Annotated in this window: 16 protein-coding genes; 6 read left to right on the forward strand and 10 right to left on the reverse strand. The window is 62.7% G+C overall.

What is annotated here, in order from left to right:
- Positions 1-16: 16 nt before the first annotated feature.
- From OGV19_RS10350 to bcsQ, 7 genes are read right to left on the reverse strand one after another with little or no spacing between them, the layout of a single operon-like run.
- Positions 17-691 (reverse strand): cell division protein FtsQ, encoded by a 675-nt coding sequence (locus OGV19_RS10350; protein ID WP_264313291.1) that lies wholly within the window; start codon positions 689-691, stop codon positions 17-19.
- Positions 688-1,377 (reverse strand): SGNH/GDSL hydrolase family protein, encoded by a 690-nt coding sequence (locus OGV19_RS10355; RefSeq protein ID WP_264313292.1) that lies wholly within the window; start codon positions 1,375-1,377, stop codon positions 688-690. The genes OGV19_RS10350 and OGV19_RS10355 overlap by 4 nt, the downstream gene beginning before the upstream one ends.
- A gap of 15 nt (positions 1,378-1,392) precedes the next feature.
- Positions 1,393-5,205 carry a cellulose biosynthesis protein BcsC gene (locus tag OGV19_RS10360; protein ID WP_264313293.1) on the reverse strand — a complete coding sequence of 1,271 codons (3,813 nt, stop codon included), beginning with the start codon at positions 5,203-5,205 and terminating at the stop codon, positions 1,393-1,395.
- Positions 5,187-6,380: a cellulose synthase complex periplasmic endoglucanase BcsZ gene (gene bcsZ, locus OGV19_RS10365; RefSeq protein ID WP_264313294.1), complete on the reverse strand. Its 1,194-nt coding sequence runs from the start codon at positions 6,378-6,380 to the stop codon at positions 5,187-5,189. The genes OGV19_RS10360 and bcsZ overlap by 19 nt, the downstream gene beginning before the upstream one ends.
- A 13-nt stretch (positions 6,381-6,393) precedes the next feature.
- On the reverse strand, positions 6,394-8,664 hold the full coding sequence (gene bcsB, locus OGV19_RS10370) for a cellulose biosynthesis cyclic di-GMP-binding regulatory protein BcsB (RefSeq protein WP_264313295.1): 2,271 nt from the start codon (positions 8,662-8,664) through the stop codon (positions 6,394-6,396).
- Between the two features lie 54 nt (positions 8,665-8,718).
- Positions 8,719-10,869: a UDP-forming cellulose synthase catalytic subunit gene (bcsA, locus tag OGV19_RS10375; RefSeq protein ID WP_264313296.1), complete on the reverse strand. Its 2,151-nt coding sequence runs from the start codon at positions 10,867-10,869 to the stop codon at positions 8,719-8,721.
- A complete protein-coding gene (gene bcsQ / locus OGV19_RS10380) occupies positions 10,866-11,831 on the reverse strand; it encodes a cellulose biosynthesis protein BcsQ (RefSeq protein WP_264313297.1) in 966 nt (321 codons plus the stop codon). Before bcsQ ends, bcsA begins: the two co-directional genes overlap by 4 nt.
- A gap of 208 nt (positions 11,832-12,039) precedes the next feature.
- On the opposite strand from bcsQ, the gene OGV19_RS10385 reads away from it, so the two are divergent.
- The 5 genes from OGV19_RS10385 (at position 12,040) to OGV19_RS10405 (ending at position 18,331) form a co-directional block, all read left to right on the forward strand.
- A complete protein-coding gene (locus OGV19_RS10385) occupies positions 12,040-12,621 on the forward strand; it encodes a response regulator (RefSeq protein WP_264313298.1) in 582 nt (193 codons plus the stop codon).
- Between the two features lie 202 nt (positions 12,622-12,823).
- Positions 12,824-14,524 carry an ATP-binding response regulator gene (locus tag OGV19_RS10390; RefSeq protein ID WP_264313299.1) on the forward strand — a complete coding sequence of 567 codons (1,701 nt, stop codon included), beginning with the start codon at positions 12,824-12,826 and terminating at the stop codon, positions 14,522-14,524.
- 319 nt (positions 14,525-14,843) lie between these two features.
- The gene (locus tag OGV19_RS10395) at positions 14,844-15,821 is read left to right on the forward strand and encodes a DNA-binding protein (protein WP_264313300.1); all 978 of its coding nucleotides are present in this window, start codon (positions 14,844-14,846) and stop codon (positions 15,819-15,821) included.
- Positions 15,822-15,924: 103 nt separating this feature from the next.
- Positions 15,925-16,719, forward strand: coding sequence for an exodeoxyribonuclease III (gene xth, locus OGV19_RS10400; protein ID WP_264313301.1), 795 nt, complete (start codon positions 15,925-15,927; stop codon positions 16,717-16,719).
- 43 nt (positions 16,720-16,762) lie between these two features.
- The gene (locus OGV19_RS10405; protein ID WP_264313302.1) at positions 16,763-18,331 is read left to right on the forward strand and encodes a sensor domain-containing diguanylate cyclase; all 1,569 of its coding nucleotides are present in this window, start codon (positions 16,763-16,765) and stop codon (positions 18,329-18,331) included.
- A 16-nt stretch (positions 18,332-18,347) separates the two neighbouring features.
- Here the strand turns inward: OGV19_RS10405 and OGV19_RS10410 are convergent, their stop codons facing one another.
- Together OGV19_RS10410 and OGV19_RS10415 are read right to left on the reverse strand one after the other, a co-directional pair.
- Positions 18,348-18,854, reverse strand: a complete 507-nt coding sequence (locus tag OGV19_RS10410; protein WP_264313303.1) for a GNAT family N-acetyltransferase — start codon at positions 18,852-18,854, stop codon at positions 18,348-18,350.
- A gap of 37 nt (positions 18,855-18,891) precedes the next feature.
- On the reverse strand, positions 18,892-19,605 hold the full coding sequence (locus OGV19_RS10415) for an MgtC/SapB family protein (protein ID WP_264313304.1): 714 nt from the start codon (positions 19,603-19,605) through the stop codon (positions 18,892-18,894).
- A 414-nt stretch (positions 19,606-20,019) separates the two neighbouring features.
- Here OGV19_RS10415 and OGV19_RS10420 point away from each other — a divergent pair, with 414 nt between their 5' ends.
- Entirely contained in the window at positions 20,020-20,487 is a 468-nt protein-coding gene (locus OGV19_RS10420) for a sterol desaturase family protein (RefSeq protein WP_264313305.1), read from the forward strand.
- A 12-nt stretch (positions 20,488-20,499) separates the two neighbouring features.
- On the opposite strand, the gene OGV19_RS10425 is transcribed toward OGV19_RS10420, so the two are convergent.
- Complete coding sequence (locus OGV19_RS10425) at positions 20,500-21,399, reverse strand: bile acid:sodium symporter family protein (protein ID WP_264313306.1); 900 nt, start codon at positions 21,397-21,399, stop codon at positions 20,500-20,502.
- Between the last annotated feature and the right edge of the window lie 108 nt (positions 21,400-21,507).

Consider the following 21,507-nt stretch of genomic DNA (forward strand, 5'->3'; position numbering starts at 1 on the left):
AGTGCCGTTTATCCAGTCAGTGGGCGACGGTGTCGGTGATGCTGCGAAGCTGCGGGCCAGTCGGCGAGGGCAGCAGGAGCAGGCTGTAGCGTTCACCGGCCAGCAAAGGGCCGAGTGCCAGGGGCTTGTCGACGGCCTTGCCGGCGCAATGCAACTGGACCTTCAGGCCAGGGCGCGGGTTGATTTCCTGACGCCGCGGGTTACCGGCCGGGGCCTTGGCGAACAGGTCTAGATCACGCTCCGCCAGCATCACCCGGGGCTCCGAGCAGCTTGCGTCTGCATTGAACAGGGCCAGTGAAGCCTTGAGCAGGTTGGGCAGTTCGAATGCTTCATGGACGATCAATGGGTCGATGCCGCCCTGTGCATTGGCCAGGGCAAAAACCGTGACGAATTCGCCAGGCGCAGCCTGCAGTTGCACGCGGGCCTGGTGGCTGTCACGGGCAAGGTGGCCGGTAATGCGCTGGCCACCGGGTATGGGCATGAAGTCGCTGCTTAGTTGCCCTGCTTTCAAGTGCAGTTGCGACTGCCCGCCGTCAGGCTGCAACACAAGCTCACTTGCGGTTGGATTGAGCAGGCGCATGTACGCCGAATCCTGCGCGGGGCCGGTCGGGTAAAGGGCAATCTGGGCCGCCTGGCTTGCCGTGGACAATGCCACGGCGCCGGCGAAGACAAGCGAAAGGGCAGCGTTCATGGGTTCGCTCCTGTCAATGCGCTGGCGGGCAACTGGCTGAGCGATGCACCAATGGCGCTGGCCCAGGCTTTGTAACCCGCGATGGTGAAGTGCTGGCCATCGGAGGTGACCCATTGCCCGGGTTTGGAGAGCTGAGTCGAGTCGATGTAGGTGCACGGCGCCACCATCTTTGCCAGGGTGCTGGCCACCAGTTGCGTCCTGACCTGGTTTTTGCCGTACTGGTTCTCGTTGATGTTGCTGCCATTGGCCTTGCCCCAGGCAGGGCCGACCCACACGCAGCGGGTACCGGTGGCGGCAATTTGCCGGGTCAGTGCGGTGACACTCTGGTAGGCCCAGACTTTTGGGAACGGCGTGGTTTTGTAGGAGGCCAGGGTGTCGCCAATGATCAGCACCACCGCATCGGGTTTATCCCGGGCGATGACCTGGGCAATCGGTTCGGTGCTCATGGTGCCGCGGCTCATCAGCTTGAGCGTACCGCCAGGTTCGCGTGTGGCCCCGCAATCAAGCTTGAGCTTGGGCGTTACCCAGTCTTCGGCATTGGCGCCACAGGCGCCAATGGCATGGACTTGGGCACCTTGTCGGGTGAGTTCGTCATACAAAGGGTTCATCAGGGAGTCGGGGAAGCTCATGTGGCTTTCGCCGATCACCAGCAGGGTCAGGCCTGCCAGTACGGAAGATGTGGCCATGGGGGTCCTTGGTGGTCAGTGGGAGTAGGGGGAGGTGAAAGGGCGCACGGGCAGGGGCATCGGCCTGCTGACTTCGTCGAAGCCGTACCTCAGGTAGAGGCTGCCGGCGTACTGCTTGTAGTCATTGGCGTTATCCAGGCCCAGGTTGGCACCCAAGTACAGGTTACGGTCGAGCCGGTATTCACCCGTTGCGCTGAAGCTGTAGCCGATGCCGGTCTTGCTCTGGCCTGCGTAGCGGGACAAGCCGACGGCATCGGCATTGCGCTGCAGTGCCGAATGCCCAGGGAAGATCGGCGCGCTGTCCTGGTCGATGTACTGCACCCCCACCGAGCCATGCAGGGCATAGCTCAAACGCGCTCCGCGTTGTGCCCAGTCCACGGGGATGCCCAGGGCGAAGAACTTTTGTGGGCTGAAATAGCCGCCGTGGCCATAGGTGTAGAAGTTCTGGTTGTCCGAATAGCTCATGGCCGTGCCGTTTACGCCCAGGGTCAGACGGCTGTCGCGGGTGTTGTGCAGGTACCAGTAGATGCCGCTACCCAGCTCGAAGCGATTGTTCGCCTCGACGTGCTCGCCGAGCAGGCGGTGGGCTGAGGCATAACCGTAGGCACCGGTGCGCTGATCGTCATGGCTGAGCTCAGCACGTACGCCATTGGCAGTCACGCCGCCCCATTCGACGCCACTGCGCGGGTCGCGCGAACCGGCGAAGGAGGTGACGCTGTCGGTCACCGATCGCCGTGAGGCACTGAGGGTGTAGCGGTAGTCAGGGGCATCTTGCAGGGCCCGCTCAAGGCTGATGCCACCCACTGGCGTGCTGTAGGTGAAGCCCAGCGGGCTGACGCCCAGGTCACCTTTCAGGCCGCGGTCCTCATCGCGATAGGCCACGGCCAGGCCGACACCGCTGTCTTCCTGGCGGCCCACGCTGGCAAGGCCACTGGTGCCGAATTGCGCCACCGAATAGCCTTTGGGCGTGCCGGCCTGTAGCCAGGTTGGCGTAACACGCAGGGCCATGCTGCGACCCGCCTCGTCCAGGGGGAAGCCGATTTCCAGCGGTGTCTGGATATCGGTGAGCTTGCCCAGACCTTTCTCGGTGTTGTTGTTGCGCACGCTCAGCCCTTGGTTGAGGTACGGGCGCTGGACCTGGCCAAGGGTATCGAGTGTCTCACGGGCAGGGCTAGCCTCGACGAGCGACGTGTCTGCACTGGCGTAGGCGCCCGCCGGAGGCCTATTGGTAGCGCCCGGTTCGTCCGCGACAGGGGCCGGGACCCAATCATTGCTGGCCAGCAGGGTGGCCTGCTGGCGCTGACCTGGGAGGCGCACGAACGGGTTGTCGACGCGTGCGGCGGGGGATGGCGCAACCGCCACAATGCGCGGCGGTTGTTCGCGCTGTTCGATGTCCAGTGCCTTGTTCAGCAGTTGTCGGGCCTTGCTTGTCTGGCCCAGGCTGCGGTAAAGCTGAGCGGCCTGGGTCAGGGTGCGGGGCTCGTTGGGTTGCAGCGCCAGGGCCTGGCCCAGCGCTTGTTCTGCCTGCGCAAATGCACGCCCCTCGACGGCCAGCTCGGCAAACCCCAGGTGCAGCACGGCGTTGTCCGGGTCACCCTCAAGCAATGGCTGGTATACCTGGCGGGCTTTTGCCCAGTTGCCGCTGGCGCTGTACATGCGCGCCAGCGACGTCACGGCCTGAGGCGCATGCGGGCGCTGCTCCAGCGCCGGGGCCAGCATGTCGTAAGCAGCCACCAGGTCATTTCTTTCGCGCAGCTTGTCGGCCTGTTTCACGCGGTAGCGGTAGAGCAGGTCGGCGTATTGGCGACGGGTTTTGTCATCCAGGTTCTGGTCTTTGAGCGCGCGCAGTATCTCGCCGGCTTCGGTATCCTGGTCGCCCTTGAGCAGTACCCCGGCCTTGAGCAAGCGGGTCGATGCTGCGTTGCCCTGCAACCCTTGCATCAATCGTTCGGCCTGTTCGGGCTGGCCGGTTTCGGCGTAGGCCGAAGCGACCACAGCAACACGCTCAGGCTTGCCGGCTGCGCTGGGTTCAGCCTGTGCCAGCCGCGCCCAGGCCGCCTGGCGTTGGCCGCGCCGGGCCAACTCCAGTGCCTGTTCGACCTGCAGGTGCAGTTGGCTGTCCTGCTCCAGGCTAGTCATTGCCTGGCTACGGCGTGTGGGAGGAATGCGCTGCAGCGTGCGTTGCACATCAGCCCAGGCTTGGCGCTGCGCTGAAAGCAGTGCACTGCCATACAGCGCATCGGGGTCATCTGGGTGGCGTTTGAGGTGATCGTCCATCAGCGTTCGGGCCGCCCGCACTTGGCCGCGTTCCAGCAACACCCGGGCCAAGGCAAAGCGCGCCCACGGGTTCTGCGGGTCGTCAGCCAGCGCTACTTGATAGGCGGCTTGGGCGGCAGAGAGGTCGCCTTGACGTTCGGCCAGTTTGCCGGCCTGAGTGGCACGTAGCGCCTTGATGCGCAGGGTGGAAGGCAAGCGCGCGCGCTGCTGGGCGGTAAGCCCGTCAATCAGGTTCAGCGCCTGCGCTTCCTTGCCCGCCTGGGTCAACACGTTCAAAAGCCCACTGAGCGCGTCGGCGTAGTCGGGGGTCCGGGCCAACACCTGGCGGTACTGAGCTTCGGCGGTTTCCCATTGGCCACGCCGGGCCTGCAAGGCGGCCAGTGCGGTAGGGCCGGCGGGATCGTTCGGCCGTGCGACGATGGCCTGGCCGAGGGCGCGCCGGGCATCGTCGAAGCGGCCTGCGCGCCCGGCGGTATCGGCCTCTGCCACTAGTTTCCAGTAGCGCACATCCGCCAATGCGGTGCGCCATTGCGCGCCGCCTGGCAGGCGGGTGGCCTGCACCAGGTACCCCTCGGCTTCATCCAGGCGTTTTTGCTGTTGGCGCAGAACGCCCATGCCGCCAAGCGCGTCGAAGTCCCGTGGGTGCTCCTTAAGGCGCGCCTGCAAGGCCGCTTCGGCGCTGGCCAGGTCGCCGGTGTCGAGCGCTTTCAAGGCTTGGGTCACACGCAGGTCCCGTTGCCATCCGCCCCGGCCGCCTCGGTTCTGCGCAAGGCCCTTGTTCATCAGTGCACGGATTTGCGTGTCGTCCGGGTGTGCTTGCAGGTATTGCTGGAACAGCACCACCTGATCGCGCTTGGGCGGCCCCAGCCATTCAAGGGCAAAGCGCCAAGTTTCGTCGGCATTGCCACCGATATCGGGGTTGTGCGAAAGCGTGGCCAAGGCGCGGATGCCGTCGGCGCGGCTGTCGGGGTTACGCGCCAGATGCAAGGCCAGGAACAGAGCCAGGATCGAATCGTCCGGCCGCTGTCGGGCCAGTTGCTCCAGCCCCTTGCGTGCCTGCGGCCAGCCATCCTGGGTGAACCCCAGGGTGTTGTAGTACTCGCGGGCAATCAGCCCTTGCGGCTCACGCCCCTCAAGCAAGCGGCGATAAACCGCCACCGCTTGCTCGCGTTGATCGGCATCGCTCAGCTCCCGGGCTTGCTCAAGCATGAGCTGCTTCTCAGGCGTTGCCAAACTGATGTCCTGCTGCAGTTGCAAGGCCTGCAGCGATGTAGGCGTCAGTGCCCGCAGGCGCTGCAAGTAACCGTTGGCAACCGCTGGCTGGTCCTTCTGTACCGCGATCAGGCCAAGGCCGTACAGGGCGTCGGGGTGTTCAGGGGCGATGTGCAGCAGCTTTTGCCAGGCCTGCGCAGCCCGGTCTGCCTGCTCTTTGTGTTGCCAGTATTGGCCCTGCTGAACCAACAAGACCTGGGGGCTGACAGGCTCGGCTGCCGTGGCGGAGGTACCGCTCAGCGCCGCCCAGACAGCGATGGCTAGGGTTTGTTTGCGCATTGGTGTTCCCAGGACAGTTGAAGACGCCCTTCGGGGGTGAACTGGTAGCGTTTTTCGCTCCACCCGAGGGAGAAAAGGCTGAGCATCAGGTGGTAGTACTGATGCGTGTTGTAGGCCGGGCTGGCGGGGTTGGCGTAATCGCGCAGTGCCTGCTCGACGATCGCCTGTTGCTGCGTGGCCGCCGCCTGCAAGCCTTTGGCCTTAAGCAGTGGCACCAATGCTGCCGAGAATCCGTAGAACCCCGCGCCGTCGAACGTGCGGGTCAGCACATGGACCTTTTCCGGTGGCGCGCCCAGGGTTGCGGTGGCTTGCGCCATGCCATCCAGGCTGGCTAGCAGGCGCTTGGCCAAACGATCGTCACGGGGTGTCATCCCGGCCCAGAGATAGACGCGGATAGCGTCGTAGCTGCCGATGTCGTTGCTGAAGGGGTCGCTGCCGAAACGGCCTTTTCCCTTGCCGTCGCCCCTGTAGGCTACCCAGTCAGGGGCGAAGCCATAGGGGTTGATATCAGGGTCGGCAAGCATGCTTACCGTGCTCTTGGCGATGTCGTCCCAGGGGCCGTTTGGCCGGGTTTGAGCGAAGTAACGCAGCAAGGGCAATGGCAGGTAGCTGGCATTGAAGCGCCAGAGCTGGTCGGGGTGTTCGTAACCCACCGGGCCGGGCAGCAGCATGCGCCCCAGGCCAGGGACATCCCGTACCAGCGTCCGTTCAAGGTTGTCCAGCAGCTGCAGGGCTGCGGTGCGGTAGTGGGGTGCCTGCCAGAGGCGATCGGCTTCGAGCAGGGCATAGGCCATCCACAAGTCGGCATCGCTGGCCGAGTTGCGGTCCAGTACCGTCCAGTCCCCTTTTTCGTTGGCGCCCCACAACCAGCCAGGCAGGTTGCGTTGGGTGTCGCCAGCGGCCAGGTTATCCTGGCTCCATTGCCATAACTGCGCGAAGCGTTCTCGGTCGTTGGCCACCAACGCGAAGAACATGCCGTAAGACTGCCCCTCGGAGCTGCTCTGGTCAGGCTTCATGCTCGAGCCGAGCATACGCCCGTCTTGCTGTACAAACCGTTCGGCGTAGCCCTGCCACAGCGGCCAGTCTGCCGCACAGGCGGCCTGTGCGGCAGAGGGCAGCGCCAGGGCTAGTGCCAGCAGGGATGCGCCCAGGGCGTGCCAGGTTCGCTGGATCATCACCAGAGCCCCTTTAGGCAAGACGCTTGCGCGCACGTGCACGCAAGGCGAGGTAGAGCAGCGAGCTGACCACCGCCAGGCCCAGCAACATGACCAGCAGCATCAGCAGGGGATGCCGGGCAAGCTGCCATTGCACATACTTGACCACCCCGAGTTTGCCAACGTAGTACTGCTCCTCAGCCACCAATGAGTCGATCTTCACGCCATTGATAACCGCCAGGCTGCCCTGAATGCTGTCCTGGTATTGGTCGCCACCGAGCATTGCGGCAGTGGCGTCGGCCAACGATTCGGGCCTGCCTGCCGCGATCACCACAACACTGCGGCCAGCGCTAAGCGGGGATTCGAAGCCACTGAGGAAGGTGCTGCGGTTGGCCCCGGAGTAGTTCACTTGCAGTTGCGCCTTGTGTTCTTGCGCATGGGCCGATGGCGTGATCCAGTCGCGTACTTGCAAGCCAAGGTCCGACAAAGAGAAGTACGGACGCGCCCCACTGGTGATCGCCGGCAGGTGCTTGGCCCATTGTTCCAGCAACGGTTGGTTGTTACCGGAGGCAATCACCAGCAGGTCGCGGTCGGCAACCGCTTGCACCGTGCTGGCATCCACTACGCGCACGGCTGTGGCGGGGTATCCGGTAGAGCGGCCAAAGCGCCCGAGCACGGTCAGCAACGTGCTCCACTCTTGCTCAGCGCTGCCCTCGGGCATGACCACGGCAGTCTGCGACAAATCAGCCAGGCGGGTGAAAGGGAAGCCGCTGTCGTTGAACACGCCAAGGTTGGGCAAGGCGATAAAATGGTCATAGCCGCGCAGGTCAACCGTCGATTCCGGGTCGATCAGGCCGCGCATGTTGTCGATGATGATGTCGCGGCATTCCCCTTCCTTGATGTAGTCGTACATGAAGCGCAGTTGCAGCTGTGAGCGCGGCGTGGCGTTGGCCAGCGGCAGCAGCACTGTCGACGTTCGGGGCAGGCTTGCATCCTTTTTCAGCCAGGCAGAAAGGTCGCTTTCGCCCAGGTTGCCGAGTGAGGGCAGGGGCATCGATTTGGCAAAGGCGTCGTTGAAGCTCACCAGCAGCGACGAGTTGGTGGAGCGCTGCTGCGGCGTGTAGCGGTACTTCAGGTTCAGCGGTACGCCGGTTTCCCGCCAGCTGAACAGGTCAGGCGGCAAGTGCAAAGGGATGTTGATGCTGCCTGGGTTGTAGCCCGAGACGCTAAGCCGCTCGGGTGCGATCAGTTCGCCAAGTTTCACCGGGCGATCAGTCGGCAACCAGTTTGGTGCATCGTAGGGGCGACGGGGTGCCAGGGGTTCTATGTGGTTGATGAGCACACTGGCGCCGTCCAGTGCCTTGTTGCCCAGTGCTACCGCATTGGCCGCCAGCTTGAGCTCGGCCTCGTCACGGCCAGTGATTACCAGCAGCTTGCCAAACGGGTCACGGGGGTTGCTAAGCAGGCTCACGGTGGGGCCTTTGGCTTCGGCAAGCTGAAGCTCGCCCAGTTGCACGGGCTTGCTTGCTAGCGCCAGGACAATGCCACTGCCCTGTGCTGGCAATTGCCCGACACTGGCCTGGAACCTGGCGCCACGGTAGGCGGCCAGCGCACCGACCCAGGAAGACAGCGTACCGGCCGCCTCAAGGGCGCCCACCGAAGGGGGCGCAGCAAAGATGACCGGCAGCTCCACTTGACGGGAATCGCGACGGTCGAAGAAGGGCAGTGGCAGAATCGACAGGTCATCCTGCAAGCGGATGGGCGCGACCTGCACCTGCAGCTCGGTGGCCGTGTTGATCTTGGCCCACAGGCTGCTGTGCAGAGGGTCTTCGCAGCCTGTGGTGTAGTGGCCAATGAACTGCAGGCGCAAGCGGTTGAATTCGGTCATCAGGGGTGCAGGAATATCGACCGTTTGCTGTTGTGGCTTGCCGGCGCCTTCTTTGGGCAGCGCCAGGCTGGCGGCAACCTCGTCGTTGACCAGCACGTTGATCTGCGAAAGGTCTGCCAGCAGTGCAGGTGAGTAGCTGTAGTCGAGCAGCAGCCGGGCATGCGTCACCACCTGGTCGGCACGCACACCGAAGCTCACACCGTCCGAGGACTCGGTGCCTTGCAGGTTGATGGTGTCGAGGCGGCCAAGTTGCTTGAGCGTGAGGTTGTAGCTGGCACTGCCTGGGGACGTTGCAGCGGGCTCCTCGGCCAGCGCTAGGGCCGCGTGAGTGCTCAGGCCGAGCAGGCTTGAGCCGGCCAGCACGGCAAGGCGAAGACAGCTGCGCACGTCAGTCCGGCGCGGGGTATGTAGGGTCATGGTAGTTCCAGATGCTTTTTTTTGACGAGGCTTTGGCGGGTTCGCGATGGCCTGCTAGGTGCGCCGAATGGCGCTATTGCGTAACAGGGCCAGCAGTGCGCCCATGCCAATGCGGCTGACTGTGCGCAGTGCGCTAAGCGGCGAGTCAGGCTCGCCGTTGCCCCAGTTGCCGGCCCAGGTGTCGGCACGGGCGAAGGTCAGGCGCACCAGGTCGCTTTGTTGTTGCAGGGTCAGCGGCGCAAATTCGGTACCGACCGCGCGGTCATTGCTGAACACGACCGTGGTTTCGAAGTCCACGACTTGCTGGTTGCGAATGAGCCCAACCTGAATGCGATCGCCACACGCCAGGTTGATGTGCGGCGGCAGTTCCAGGCCAATGCCTCGCTGGGAGAAGTCCAGGGTGTGGCAAAAGAACTGGCGGCCATCGGGCAAGATGACCCGGGTCTGCAGCCTTGCCTGAACCCGCGGCTCACGGCGCACTTGGCGCGTCTCGCTGGCGACGGCAACCGCAGCACTGGTAATGACCAGGTTGTAGAGGGTCCAGGCCAGGTTGATCAGCACCGTGGTGCGGGTCGAAGGGTCACCCCAAATCAACTGGTGGACGCCAAAGCCCAGGCCGGTCAGGTTACACAGCAGCAACACCAGATAGGGGCGGGCGAGGCGCCAGTCAAAGAAGCCGCGGTCGATGATGCCGCCTTTGTCGGTGACGTTGAAACCACCGAACTTGGGGCTTACCAGGGCCATCAGCACGGGCGGCATGATGTACCAGGCCAGCACCGTCTCATAAACCTCGTTCCAGAACGAATGGCGAAAACGCCCCTGAATGGTCGAGTTGGTCAGGTTGGCGTGAAACAGATGAGGCAGCACATAGGCGGTGATCATCAGCGCTGAGGCATGGAAGATTTCTGCGCCAAACACCAGGTAGGCCAGTGGCGCCGTCAGGAACACCAGGCGAGGTAGGCCATAGAAAAAGTGCAGCATGGCGTTGGCATAACAGATGCGCTGCCCCAGATTCAGCCCTTTGCCCAGCAACGGATTATCGGTGCGGAATATCTGGGCCATGCCGCGCGCCCAGCGAATGCGTTGGCTGATATGCCGTGACAGGCTCTCGGTGGCCAAGCCTGCGGCCTGAGGGATCGCCAGGTAGGCGGTGTTGTAGCCGGCGCGGTTCAGCTTGAGGGCTGTGTGGGCATCTTCGGTGACGGTCTCCACCGCGACCCCTCCCACTTCTTCAAGGCTCGAACGCCGTAGCACAGCGCACGAGCCACAGAAGAACGTGGCATTCCACAGGTCGTTGCCATCCTGCACCAGGCCATAGAACAACTCACCTTCATTGGGCACGTCGCGGAAGGTGTCGAGGTTCTTCTCGAAGGGGTCGGGCGAGAAGAAAAAGTGCGGTGTCTGCAGCATTGCCAACTTTGGATCGCGCAGGAACCAGCCCATGGCGATCTGCAGGAAAGAGCGCGTGGGTACGTGGTCGGCGTCGAAAATAGCAACGTATTCGCCATCGGTGACCTTGAGCGCCGCGTTGAGGTTGCCGGCCTTGGCGTGCTGGTTATCGGCACGGGTCAGGTAATTCACCCCGATGTCGGCACAGAACTGGCGAAATTCGTCGCGCCGGCCATCGTCGAGCACGTGTACACGCAACTTGTCAGCAGGCCAGTCCATCGCCTGGGCAGCGAAGATGCTCAGGCGAACGATATCAAGCGACTCATTGTAGGTGGGAATGAACACATCGACCGTTGGCCAGTCCGCCGGTGTGTCGCTCAGGGGGTGTGGCTTGCGGCGCAATGGCCAGGCGGTCTGTACATAGCCGAACAGCAGCACCACCAGCGCATAGAGCTCGGCCAGCACCAGGCCGTAACCGAAACAGGCTGACAGCCAGTCTTCAAAGCCCAGGGTCTCGGTGAGGCGCCAGTACATGTAGCGCAATGAAGCGATCAGTGACATCACGACCAGTGCCAGTACCGGCAGGCGACCTGGCAGCTTGCGCAGCAGCAGCGCAATACAGAAACACGCAGCGGCAAACAAGCACTGGCTGTAGAGGTCCAGTGGCGCACTGATGATGCTGGTCAGCAGCACCAGGCCGATAGTGCCCAGCAGTATCACCAGGGCTTTGTGGTAAGGCTTGGCGCGGTCACCCAGGTGATCGAGCCAGCGGTCGGGTCGCGCATCACGGGATGGCGTCGGGGCGGGCAGGTTCATGAGGTACTCAGTTGCGAAAGCTGGGGCTGGCTGAGGGCGAGTTGCAGCGTACGCGCCAGGTCCAGCAGGTCCAGACCGCCCTTGGTAGAGGGCAAGCTGCCCAGTGTGGGGCGCTCACTGGGCATCGACTCGGCCAGGAAATGGTCATGCTGGATCACGCCCAGCAGGTCTGCGCCCAAGCGCTTGCGCAAGGCAGCGAGCATGCTTTGGCTGAAGTCACGGGTGGTGTCCAACTGGTTGATGACGTATCGCAGAGGCACGCGAGGTTGCCCGGTTTGCCGCGCCTTGAGGATGTGTTCAAGGCGCGGGAGGGCGTGATAGCTGGCCGCAGCGGGTGTTGTCACCATGAGCACCAGGTCGGCGATGGCCAGTGCCTGGTCGAGGTATACCGAACTGCCAGTCGGGGTATCGATAACCAAGGTATCGCGAGGGCTGGTGTGCAGTTGCGCGAGCTGGCAGGCCAACCAATCGGGGTTGTCGTACAGGGTTCGTTCGAACTCACGCTGCTGCTCGTGGGTACAAGCGCCAAAGGGAAGGCATAAGCCCCCAAGGGCGTTGTTGTGGACGATCTCCTGCCAGGTGGCGCTGCCTTGCTGGAACTGCACCAGCCCGGGTTTGCTGGTGCGCAATGCAAAATGGCGCGTTAACGCGTTCTGCGGGTCCAGGTCGATGGCGTAGGTGCGGCTGCCCCGGTTGAAGGCCATGGCCAATGCGGCTGCGGCGGTGCTTTTACCGACCCCGCCGTTAGCGGACGCAACCACCACAACCTGCGCCTGCACGGCTCGCTTGGCCTGGGGCGCTGCGTTTTGGGGGAGAGCGTTGGCCAAGCCAGGGCGGGAAATGTCTACGGGTAGGCTCTCAAGCGTGCGGGCAGTGCCAAGCAGGCTCGACATTTCCCGGTAGCCGCTTGGGCTGACACCGATGCACTGGAACAGATTGGCAATGTCATCAGCGCGCGGCATAGGGCTGGCCTCGAACAATCGATAACGGCTGGCGGAGTGAGCGTGAGAGACCACAGATGGGCGTATTCATACGTTCCTTCGTCGTGTTGTTGGCCGATGCGCAAGCGGCATGGCACTTTCCCTAAAGGCTATGCGGTTGCCGGCGCAGCACGCCATAGTCCAGATGGACTGCTTGCGCCGTCGGTTGTCCTCAGGTTTCATTGGGTTTATGAAAACCCTTCGCCTGTTACTCGTAGACGATCACGCTCTGTTCCGTTCAGGCATCGCCATGGTGCTGTCGACGGGGCTGGCGAATGTGCAAATCATCGAAGCGGGGGCTTTGGACGAAGCCCTTGCGCTGACCGACGAACCTGACCTGGTGCTGCTGGATTTGCAGCTGCCGGGCCTGAGCGGGCTGGAAGGCATGCCGCTGATGCGTGAGCGCTGGCCTGAAGCGCAGTTGGTCGTGGTGTCTGCCGCTCATCCGGACGACGTGGCTGAGGCCGTGAAAGCCCTGGGTGCCCGAGCGTTCATCTCAAAAACAGAAAAACCGGCTCACATGCTGGAGCTGGTGGGGCAGTTTCTGGGTATCGGGTTGCCCCCGGCTAGCGAGCCTCCGCCCTTGACACCCCGACAGCTCGAAGTGTTGCGCTTGCTCCACCGTGGCTTGCCGAACAAGGCGATTGGCAAGCAGTTGGGGTTGTCCGAGAACACAGTGCGTGGCCATGTCCAGGCGCTGCTGGCGGCGCTGGAGGTCTCCAGCCGTTCGCAAGCCGCTTTCCGTGCCCAGCGCCTGAAACTGGTCGATTGAGGGGCTCAACCCCGTTGTGATGGCGCACTTGCCTTCGTACACGTGACGGAAGTAGATTCCAAAGCACTTCGCGTTTGACTTCTCACACAAAGAAAGGACTCGACAGATTTTACTCAGGGACGATCACGCAGACGACAATCTTCAGGGCCTCGACCAGGCGACGCGTATTCGCGTGGAGCAGGTGCGCCAGGTGTTTGAAGGCATGAAGAACTCGTTGTTCCTGGGCCTGGCGTTGGCCGTGGTGCTGGTGGGCGCGCTGGACTCGCCGCAGCACAGGTGGCAACTGCTGGCCTGGCTTGGGCTGGTCACGGCCGGGCGTGTACTGTGCGTGGTCTATGCCATCCGCGGGTTAAAGGCCGGCGTCACACCAGACAATGCCCAGCGGCTGATCAGGCACATGTGCCTGATCAAGGTGTTCGAAGGGTTCGCCTGGGGCGCACTCGCCTGGATCGAGATGGGCCATGGCTCGCTGCCGGAGCAACTGCTGGTGATGGCTTCGCTGGCAGGTGTCAGCGGTAACGCGGTGTCGTTGCTGGCACCGGTCTTTCCGTTGTATGCCAGCATGCAGCTGACGCAACTGGTGGTGATCAATGCGTGCTTGCTGATGATTGATGGCAACGCCTACAACGTACTGGCCGTTGGCTGTACGTTGTTCGTGGCCGGTCAGTTCGGCCAGGCCCTGATTGTGCAGAGGACATCCAGGCAGTCGATCGCGTTACGTTTCGAAAACCTGCAGTTGGTAGGGCGCTTGCAGCAAGCCCGGATCAAGGCGGAAGAGGCCAACCAGGCCAAGTCCAAGTTTCTTGCAGCGGCCAGCCACGACCTTCGCCAACCGGTTCATGCCCAGGAACTGTTCCTTGAGGTACTGGCTTCCAGCGATCTGTCCGAGGTCCAGCACAAAGTCCTGGGTAATGCGCGAGCCGCCAGCCAGGCTGCCGCTCAGATGCTGAACATCCTGCTCGACTTTTCGCGTATCGAAGCGGGCGTGATCGAGCCGCAGCACTGTACGTTCCAGCTGCAACCGCTGCTTCACAAACTCGAAATCGAGCTGGGCGGGCAGGCGGATGCCAAGGGGATCGTTTACCGAAGCCGTGAAACCGCACTGGCAGTCGATTCGGACCCTGCGTTGCTGGAACTGATGCTACGTAACCTGATTACTAACGCCATTCGTTACACCGAGCGCGGTGGGGTGCTGATCGGTTGCCGCCAACGTGGTGACCATGTGTCGATTGAAGTTGTGGATACCGGTATCGGTATCGCTGCGGCGCACCAGACAGAAATCTTCCGTGAGTTCCACCAGTTGGGTAACCCGGAACGGGACCGCACCAAAGGCCTGGGGCTTGGCTTGGCGATTACCGATGGCCTGGCGCGTTCGCTCAACCATGCCATGAGCTTGGTTTCAGAGCCTGGCAGAGGCAGCATTTTTCGCATCCGTGTGCCGCTCGCCAAGCGGTGCACGCGCGAGTACGCGTTCAACAGCCTGGAGATTCAACCAAGTTGCGGTACCCGGTTGCAGGGGCTGTGCGTGTTGGTCATTGAAGATGATGCGATCGTTCGCCAGGCCATGGAACACCTGTTGAGTGACTGGGGCTGTGATTGCCGCACCGAGGAAAGCATGGATGACGCCGCTATGCAGCGGCTGGCCGGCTGGCCGGTTCAGGTCGTGATCAGCGATTTTCGACTGCGTGATGAGAAGACCGGCGCTGATGCGATACGCAAGGTGCGCGCTGTTTTCGGGCCCACGCTGCCAGCGCTGCTGATTACCGGAGACACCGCACCTGAACGCCTGAGAGAGGCGCGGGCCAGCGGCATTCCGCTGCTGCATAAGCCCGTTTCGCCTCGGCAGCTCCATCAAGCCTTGGTGAGCAGAAGCGACGAGTACGCCTGCTCGGCGCAGACCTGATCAAAGTCACCAACATCTAGAACAGCCCTCCTGCAGACCCTAGCGGTCGTCATCTGCCCAAGCCACTGCCAATTCTTTCGCGCCTTGCCTTCGCTGTCTCCAGCGCTGGGCGCCCTGACGCGCCCGCAATATCCCTCCAAATCAGTCCAGCGCGCTGCTGTACGCGTTTACCACTCAAAAACCGCCTTTTTAACGCTTAACATGCGATAAGCCGTGATTACTCCATGTCAGATAGTTCTTGAAGCATGGTCGCTTTCCAGTCAAAAATTGGTACGTAATTACATATTACGTACCACATTACAAAATCGTAGGAGCAAGCATGGCCCGGGGCGGTATCAACAAGGTTGTAGTGCAGCAGGCGCGTCAGGCGCTGATCGCCCGCGGGGAAAATCCCAGCATCGATGCGGTACGTATCGAGCTGGGTAATACCGGCTCGAAAAGCACGATCCATCGCTACCTGAAGGAGCTCAATGGCCAGCAAACCGTGGCGTCTGCGGGCACCCCAGGGCTGAGCGATGCGATTGGAAGGTTTGTCGGGCAGTTGGCAACTCAGCTGCAGGAAGAGGCGGATATACGCATCGAGGAGGCCGAAAGCGTTTTCACCCAGCAACGTGAACACCTCGAAGCGCAATTGCAGTTGGCTCAAGAGGCCCTGGCCGCTGCGCATCAACAGCAGAAAATCCAGGACGCGGCACTGGTAGCCGAATCGGAGAAACTGCTATCCACGCAAAGCACCCTGCAGGCAGAACAACTGCGCAGCGCCAGCCTCAACCAGTCATTGGGCGAGCTGCAATTGCGCCTGAACGACAAGGAAGAGCAGGTTCGCTCTCTGGAAGACAAACATCGCCATGCCCGCGATGCGCTGGAGCATTACCGCACTGCCAGCCGCGAACAACGTGAGCAGGAGCAACGCCGGCACGAAGCGCAGCTGCAGCAGCTGCAAGTGGAGGTGCGCCAATTGCAGCAGGGTATGATCGTCAAGCAGGATGAACTGACCCACCTGCACCGTGATAACGAGCGCTTGCTGGGTGAACACCGGCAAGCCACCAGCGAACGCAAGGCACGGGACGAACTCCTTGAGCAGCGCGATGCGCAGATCCAGGGCCTACGTACCATCCTGGCCCAGGCCCAGGGCGCAAGTGAGGAAATGCGCCGTCAACTGGATGTGCAAGCGCAGATCCTCGAAGACAAGCGCGAGCTGTATGCCGAACAGGTCCGTCAGTTGCAGCACCTGGAAGATGAACTGCAACTGCGGGACGACGCATTGAAAGCGCAGCAGGTAAAGGCACCCGGTTGAACGTTGGCCGAGGGCAGGGCTCTCACATTCAACGCGGGTAGCGAGGCGCCACGCACATGAACACTGAACGCAGCAGAAGACGCCGTGCTGGGGGCCCCGACGCATGAAAGCGTTGAAGATCGCCACGTTCAATATCAACGGCATTCGCAGTCGATTGCCGGCGTTGATCGCCTGGCTGGAGCGAGAAAAGCCCGACATCGCCTGCTTGCAGGAGCTGAAGGCGCCCGATCAGCAGTTCCCTCGTGAAGCGCTGGAAGCGGTGGGCTACGGCTGCCTGTACCAGGGACAGCCTTCATGGAACGGTGTCGCCATTCTCGCGCGGGGTAGCGCGCCACTGGAAGTACGCCGCGGCTTACCCGGCATGGAGGATGATGACCAGTGCCGCTACCTGGAGGCTGCCGTGCAGGGGCTGGTCATCGGCTGCCTGTACCTGCCCAACGGCAACCCGCAACCTGGGCCGAAGTTCGCCTACAAGCTGCGCTGGTTCGAATGCCTGATCGAACATGCCGCCACCCTGCTCGGTAGCGGTCATCCGGTGGTGTTGGCCGGTGATTTCAACGTCGTGCCGACCGATTTCGACATCTATAACCCACGTTCCTGGCTCAAAGACGCACTGCTGCAACCTGAGTCCCGAGACTGCTACCAGCGCTTGCTGAGCCAGGGCTGGACCGATGCGCTGCGTCATCTGCACCCTGATGAGCGGGTCTACACCTTCTGGGACTATTTTCGCAACCACTGGCCGCGCAATGCCGGGTTGCGTATCGACCACCTGCTGCTCAACCCGCAACTCGCGCCTTACCTCAAGGCCGCAGGGGTGGATGCCTGGGTCCGCAACGAGCCCAAGCCCAGCGACCATGCCCCGGTATGGATCGAGTTGGCTTCGCGAAAACGGCGCTGAACTATAGTCATAAGCGGCGAATGTGGTATGGCAAGGAAACTCAATGTGCGCAGCCAGGAAACAGGATGACGAGGGGCACTTCGCGGTAACCAGCGAGGGCCGCGCCGTGGCGCTGTTCCGCCTGGTCCTGACGTTCATGGTGGTGGTGATGCTGGCCTTCGTGATGGTAGAAGGCTGGCGAATCTGGCGCGATTACCGCCACGCCTTCAGCAACGCCGAGAACATGGTGACCAACCTTGCCCGGGCCACGGCCCAGCATGCTGAGGACGCCATTCGCCAGGTGGATGTCGTCACCGCGTCCCTGGCCGAGCGCCTGGAAGGTGACGGTTTCGCGCACATCGATCGCCCACGGCTACATGCCTTGCTGGCTCAGCAGAAATCGCTCATGCCGCAGTTGCACGGATTGTTCGTGTATGGCCCCGATGGCAGTTGGCTGGTCACCGACCAGGCAGCGATACCACCCAGCGCCAACAATGCCGACCGCGACTATTTCATTTACCACCGCACCCATCGCGACCGCCAGGTACGCATCGGCTCGGTGGTGCGCAGCCGCTCGACCGGCGACCTGATCATTCCCATTTCCCGGCGCCTGGACTATGGCGACGGGCGCTTTGCCGGGGTATTGCTGGGGACCATCAAGGTGGACTGGTTTGTGCGCTACTACGGCGATTTCAAGATCGACGAGCGCGGCGCACTGGTCCTGGCCAAGCGCGACGGCACCATTCTGGTTCGCCGGCCGTTTGTTTCCAGGATGGTGGGGCGGACACTGGCCAACAGCGAGATCTTTCGCAATCACTTGCCGTATGCCAGCGAAGGGGTGACCGAGGCGGTGGCGGTCGTGGATGGCACGCCCCGGTTGTATGCCTACCGGGCGCTGTCGAGTTATCCGCTGGTGGTGGAAGCGGGTCTGTCGCGGGAGTCGATCGTGGCGCCCTGGCGGCAAGATGCGATCAAGTCGGTGGCTGTCCTGTTTATGCTGCTGGTGGGGTTGGCGGCGTTCGGCGGGGTGGTCTTGCGCCAGTTGCGCGAGCGCATTGTCATAGAACGCGCGCTGCACCAGGCGCACCAGACCTTGAAATCCCTGGCGCTGACCGACAGCCTGACCGGGCTTGGCAACCGCCGGCGGCTGGATGCGGTGTTCGACGCGGAAATTCGGCGGGCACGTCGGCAAGGTTATCCAGTGGCGCTGGTCATGCTCGACCTCGACTACTTCAAAGCTTACAACGACCGTTACGGGCACCTTGCCGGCGACCAATGCCTGCGGCGTTTCGCCGAGCTGTTGCAACAGGCATTGAGGCGCCCGGCAGACTTGGCCGTGCGCTACGGTGGCGAGGAATTCACGCTGTTGCTGCCCGATACCGATGGGCCTGGCGCCGAGCTTGTCGTTCAGGAAATACAGCAGATGCTGCGCAGGCACATGATCGAGCATGGTGGCAGCCCGCTGGGGCGAGTGTCATTCAGCGCGGGGATTGCGATTGGCGACCTGGCCCGAGAAACGGTCACCCCCGAGCGCCTGATGGCGGCGGCGGATGGCGCCTTGTATCAGGCCAAGCGGCAGGGGCGAGATGGATACTGCGTGGCGAGCAGTGTGGTGGTGGGTGCAGACCCATGAGTCGGGCCAGCGCTGCTCAATCGATGCTCAGGCGCATCGCACAACGCCCCGTGAGCCCGTGGGCATTTTCGCTGGCCAGGATCGTGCGCAGCCGCGGGCACAGCAGGCCCTCAGCAATTGCCTCGAACCCATAGCGCGCATAGAAAGGCGCGTTCCAGGGCACGTCGGCAAAGGTGGTCAAGGTCAGTTCGCGAGCGCCTGCTACACGCGCCTCGTTGACCAGCCGGTTCAGCAGCAGGCGCCCGATACCTTGCCCCTGGGCCTCCCGGCGCACGGATATCTCATGAATGTGCAAGGCCTGTTGTTGCCTCTGTGCGCAGGCAAAGCCCAGAATCTGCCCCGCGTCACCCTCCGCCAGCCAGCTTGCGCCTGCGTCGACGAAACCTTGATGCGCTGTGCTGTCCAGCACAGCGCCTTGCGCCAGCCAGGCCAGCGCTGGCAGTTGGGCGAAGGCCTGAGCGGCTGACTGCTCGACTTCGGCGAGCCAGGGGATGTCGCGGGTAAGGGTAGGGCGTATGTTCACAAGTCGGTCCTGCAAGCCGTCGTCGGGTGGCTGGCCGTTAGTCTGCTGCCGTCACCTGCGGCTGCAGTTGCCAGCGCACCGAGCTTACACCCTTTTCCAGGCTCACCCGGCTGACCAGCCGCTCCAGTTGGGCGGGCGCCTGTGGGTTGCCCAGCAGTTCGGCGCGGACTTCAAGGCGCGCCGGGTTGGGCAAGTCCTCACTGTGCAACGACTGCAGGCGCAGTTCCGGATCGCCCAGGCTGTGCAGCATCAGGCTGCGCACCTGGATTTCATCCTCGGCACGACAGACCACGCGCACCTCGAAGCGTTGTTCTACTTCAGTCGCCGGCACGATGTCCTGGCGGTCCAGGCGCTGGGCGATATCACGCAGCAGGATGTTGGCGCACAACACCGCCAGGCTGCCCAGTGTCGCCTCCAGCAACAGGCCAAGGCTGCACAGTACGCCAACGGCGGCCGTGCACCACAGGGTGGCGGCAGTATTCAGGCCGCGCACGTTGAAGCCATCGCGCATGATCACGCCACCCCCGAGAAAACCGATCCCCGACACCACATAAGCGGCAACGCGCGAGGCATCGTTGGGGGCCATGCCCGGCACTGCCTGGGTCATCAGCACGAACAGGCAGGCACCGGTGCTGACCAGCGCATTGGTACGCAAGCCGGTCAGGCGTTGACGCAGTTGACGCTCGGCGCCAATCAACGCGCCCAGCAGCAGGGCAATGCTGACGCGCAGCAGAAAGACTTTCCAATCCATAGCAAACCTCTTCCACGGGCACATGCCCGCATGAACGCCATCACGAGTAGGCGTGGTTGAATAACCAGAAAATGCGCAGGACCACGAAGGGTAGGAAAAGAGGAAGGCTTCAGCCACAAGGGCTGGAGAGATCCACCATCACGCCAATACAGCGAGACAGTGGCAGGACACTGCCGGACTAGCTCGCCGAGTGGGCCTGTCGCAAGCGACTGGGGCTACTGTCCAATGCAGGACTCCTGTTCAGGGATGCGAAATTGCGTCGCGGACCTTACGCCGCGAGCTAGGCGAGGTCAAGGGCAAAAACATGACAACGGCTTCATCAAGAAAGTGCCTACAGCCCGTCACGGCTACATAGAAAAAAAAGCGCGCAGTCGGTACCCTTGCGCCTTCCCTTGCCACCACCCGGACCGTTACATGCTGTTCAATCTTGCCATGTTGGTCGGCACACTGGTGGCCATGGAGGGCGTCGGCACGCTGGCTCACAAGTACATCATGCATGGTTGGGGCTGGTGGCTACATCGTTCGCACCACGAACCACACCTGGGCATGCTTGAGACCAACGACCTGTACCTGCTGGCGCTCGGGCTGATCGCTGCCGGGCTGGTTGCGCTGGGCAAAGCGGGGTACGCCCCGCTGCAATGGGTGGGCGGGGGCGTGGCAGGGTATGGCGTGCTGTACGTGCTGGCCCACGACGGCTTCTTTCATCGCCACTGGCCGCAGAAACCGCAGCCAGTCAGCCGCTACCTCAAGCGGCTGCATCGCGCCCATCGGCTTCACCATGCAGTCAAAGGCCGGCAAGGCAGTGTGTCGTTCGGCTTTTTCTACGCACCGCCCCTTGAAGTGCTCAAGCGCCAGCTGCGGGACCGCCGCAACCGCCGCTGACCGGCACAGCGGTCAGTTGACTGCATCACCCTGAGCCTCGGGGGCTTCTGCCACGTGCCCGCGGCTCACCCACCAGCCAAACCCTGCCGCCGTGAAGAACATGATCAGGCTGTAGAGCGCAGCCGGCACTGCCATGGTTGCGTTATTCAACAACGACGGGCTCAAGGCCAGAGCGATTGCCAGGGTCCCGTTGTGGATGCCGATCTCCATGCCGATGGCAATGGCCTGGCGCTTGGGAATCCGCAACAGCCGGGGTACCCAGTAGCCCACGGCCAGGCTCAGCAGGTTGAACACCAGTGCCGCCAGGCCTACTACCGGGGCGTATTCGACCACGGTCTGCCAATCCTTGGCCAACGCCAGGATGATGGTGAAGGCCAGGAACAGCGCCGCCACCAACTTCATCGGCTTTTCCATGCGCCCAGCGAAACGGGGTGCAAAGTGGCGGATCAGCATGCCGAGCGCCACCGGTAGCAGGACAATGGCGAACACCTGCAAGACCTTGGCGAACTGCAAGGGGATGGCCTGGTCCGACGCCATGAACCAGCTCAACGACAGGTTCACCAGCAGCGGCATGGTGAGGATCGCGATCAGCGAGTTGACCGCCGTCAGGGTGATGTTCAGCGCCACATCGCCGTGGGCCAGGTGGCTGAACAGGTTGGCCGTGGTACCGCCAGGGGAGGCCGCCAGCAACATCAGCCCTACCGCCAGGGCAGACTCCAGGCCAAAACCGTTGGCGATCAGGAAGCACACCAGCGGCAGCAACAGAATCTGGCAAGCCAGGCCAATCACCACGGGCTTGGGGTATTTCACCACACGGGCAAAATCGGCCAGGGTCAACGACAGCCCGAGGCCGAGCATGATGATGCCCAAAGCCAGGGGCAGGAACGCGGTGAGCAGGGGCGAGGCAGTCATGAAGAGGCTCTCGGATCAGGGGGGCGCACGAAGTATTCCGAGGAGTGTAGGTGGCGCTGTATCGATAGCTAATTGCAAAGCGCCACCTCTTGGTAACTTTTTGTTAAC

The sequence above is a fragment of the Pseudomonas putida genome, assembly GCF_025905425.1.
Taxonomy (GTDB): Bacteria; Pseudomonadota; Gammaproteobacteria; order Pseudomonadales; family Pseudomonadaceae; genus Aquipseudomonas; species Aquipseudomonas putida_AF.

Coding starts and splice junctions, on each gene's coding strand:
- OGV19_RS10350 (WP_264313291.1), bottom strand. CDS start 691: ATGAACGCTGCCCTTTCGCTTGTCTTCGCCGGCGCCGTGGCATTGTCC.
- OGV19_RS10355 (WP_264313292.1), bottom strand. CDS start 1,377: ATGGCCACATCTTCCGTACTGGCAGGCCTGACCCTGCTGGTGATCGGC.
- OGV19_RS10360 (WP_264313293.1), bottom strand. CDS start 5,205: ATGCGCAAACAAACCCTAGCCATCGCTGTCTGGGCGGCGCTGAGCGGT.
- bcsZ (WP_264313294.1), bottom strand. CDS start 6,380: ATGATCCAGCGAACCTGGCACGCCCTGGGCGCATCCCTGCTGGCACTA.
- bcsB (WP_264313295.1), bottom strand. CDS start 8,664: ATGACCCTACATACCCCGCGCCGGACTGACGTGCGCAGCTGTCTTCGC.
- bcsA (WP_264313296.1), bottom strand. CDS start 10,869: ATGAACCTGCCCGCCCCGACGCCATCCCGTGATGCGCGACCCGACCGC.
- bcsQ (WP_264313297.1), bottom strand. CDS start 11,831: ATGCCGCGCGCTGATGACATTGCCAATCTGTTCCAGTGCATCGGTGTC.
- OGV19_RS10385 (WP_264313298.1), top strand. CDS start 12,040: ATGAAAACCCTTCGCCTGTTACTCGTAGACGATCACGCTCTGTTCCGT.
- OGV19_RS10390 (WP_264313299.1), top strand. CDS start 12,824: ATGAAGAACTCGTTGTTCCTGGGCCTGGCGTTGGCCGTGGTGCTGGTG.
- OGV19_RS10395 (WP_264313300.1), top strand. CDS start 14,844: ATGGCCCGGGGCGGTATCAACAAGGTTGTAGTGCAGCAGGCGCGTCAG.
- xth (WP_264313301.1), top strand. CDS start 15,925: ATGAAAGCGTTGAAGATCGCCACGTTCAATATCAACGGCATTCGCAGT.
- OGV19_RS10405 (WP_264313302.1), top strand. CDS start 16,763: ATGTGCGCAGCCAGGAAACAGGATGACGAGGGGCACTTCGCGGTAACC.
- OGV19_RS10415 (WP_264313304.1), bottom strand. CDS start 19,605: ATGGATTGGAAAGTCTTTCTGCTGCGCGTCAGCATTGCCCTGCTGCTG.
- OGV19_RS10420 (WP_264313305.1), top strand. CDS start 20,020: ATGCTGTTCAATCTTGCCATGTTGGTCGGCACACTGGTGGCCATGGAG.
- OGV19_RS10425 (WP_264313306.1), bottom strand. CDS start 21,399: ATGACTGCCTCGCCCCTGCTCACCGCGTTCCTGCCCCTGGCTTTGGGC.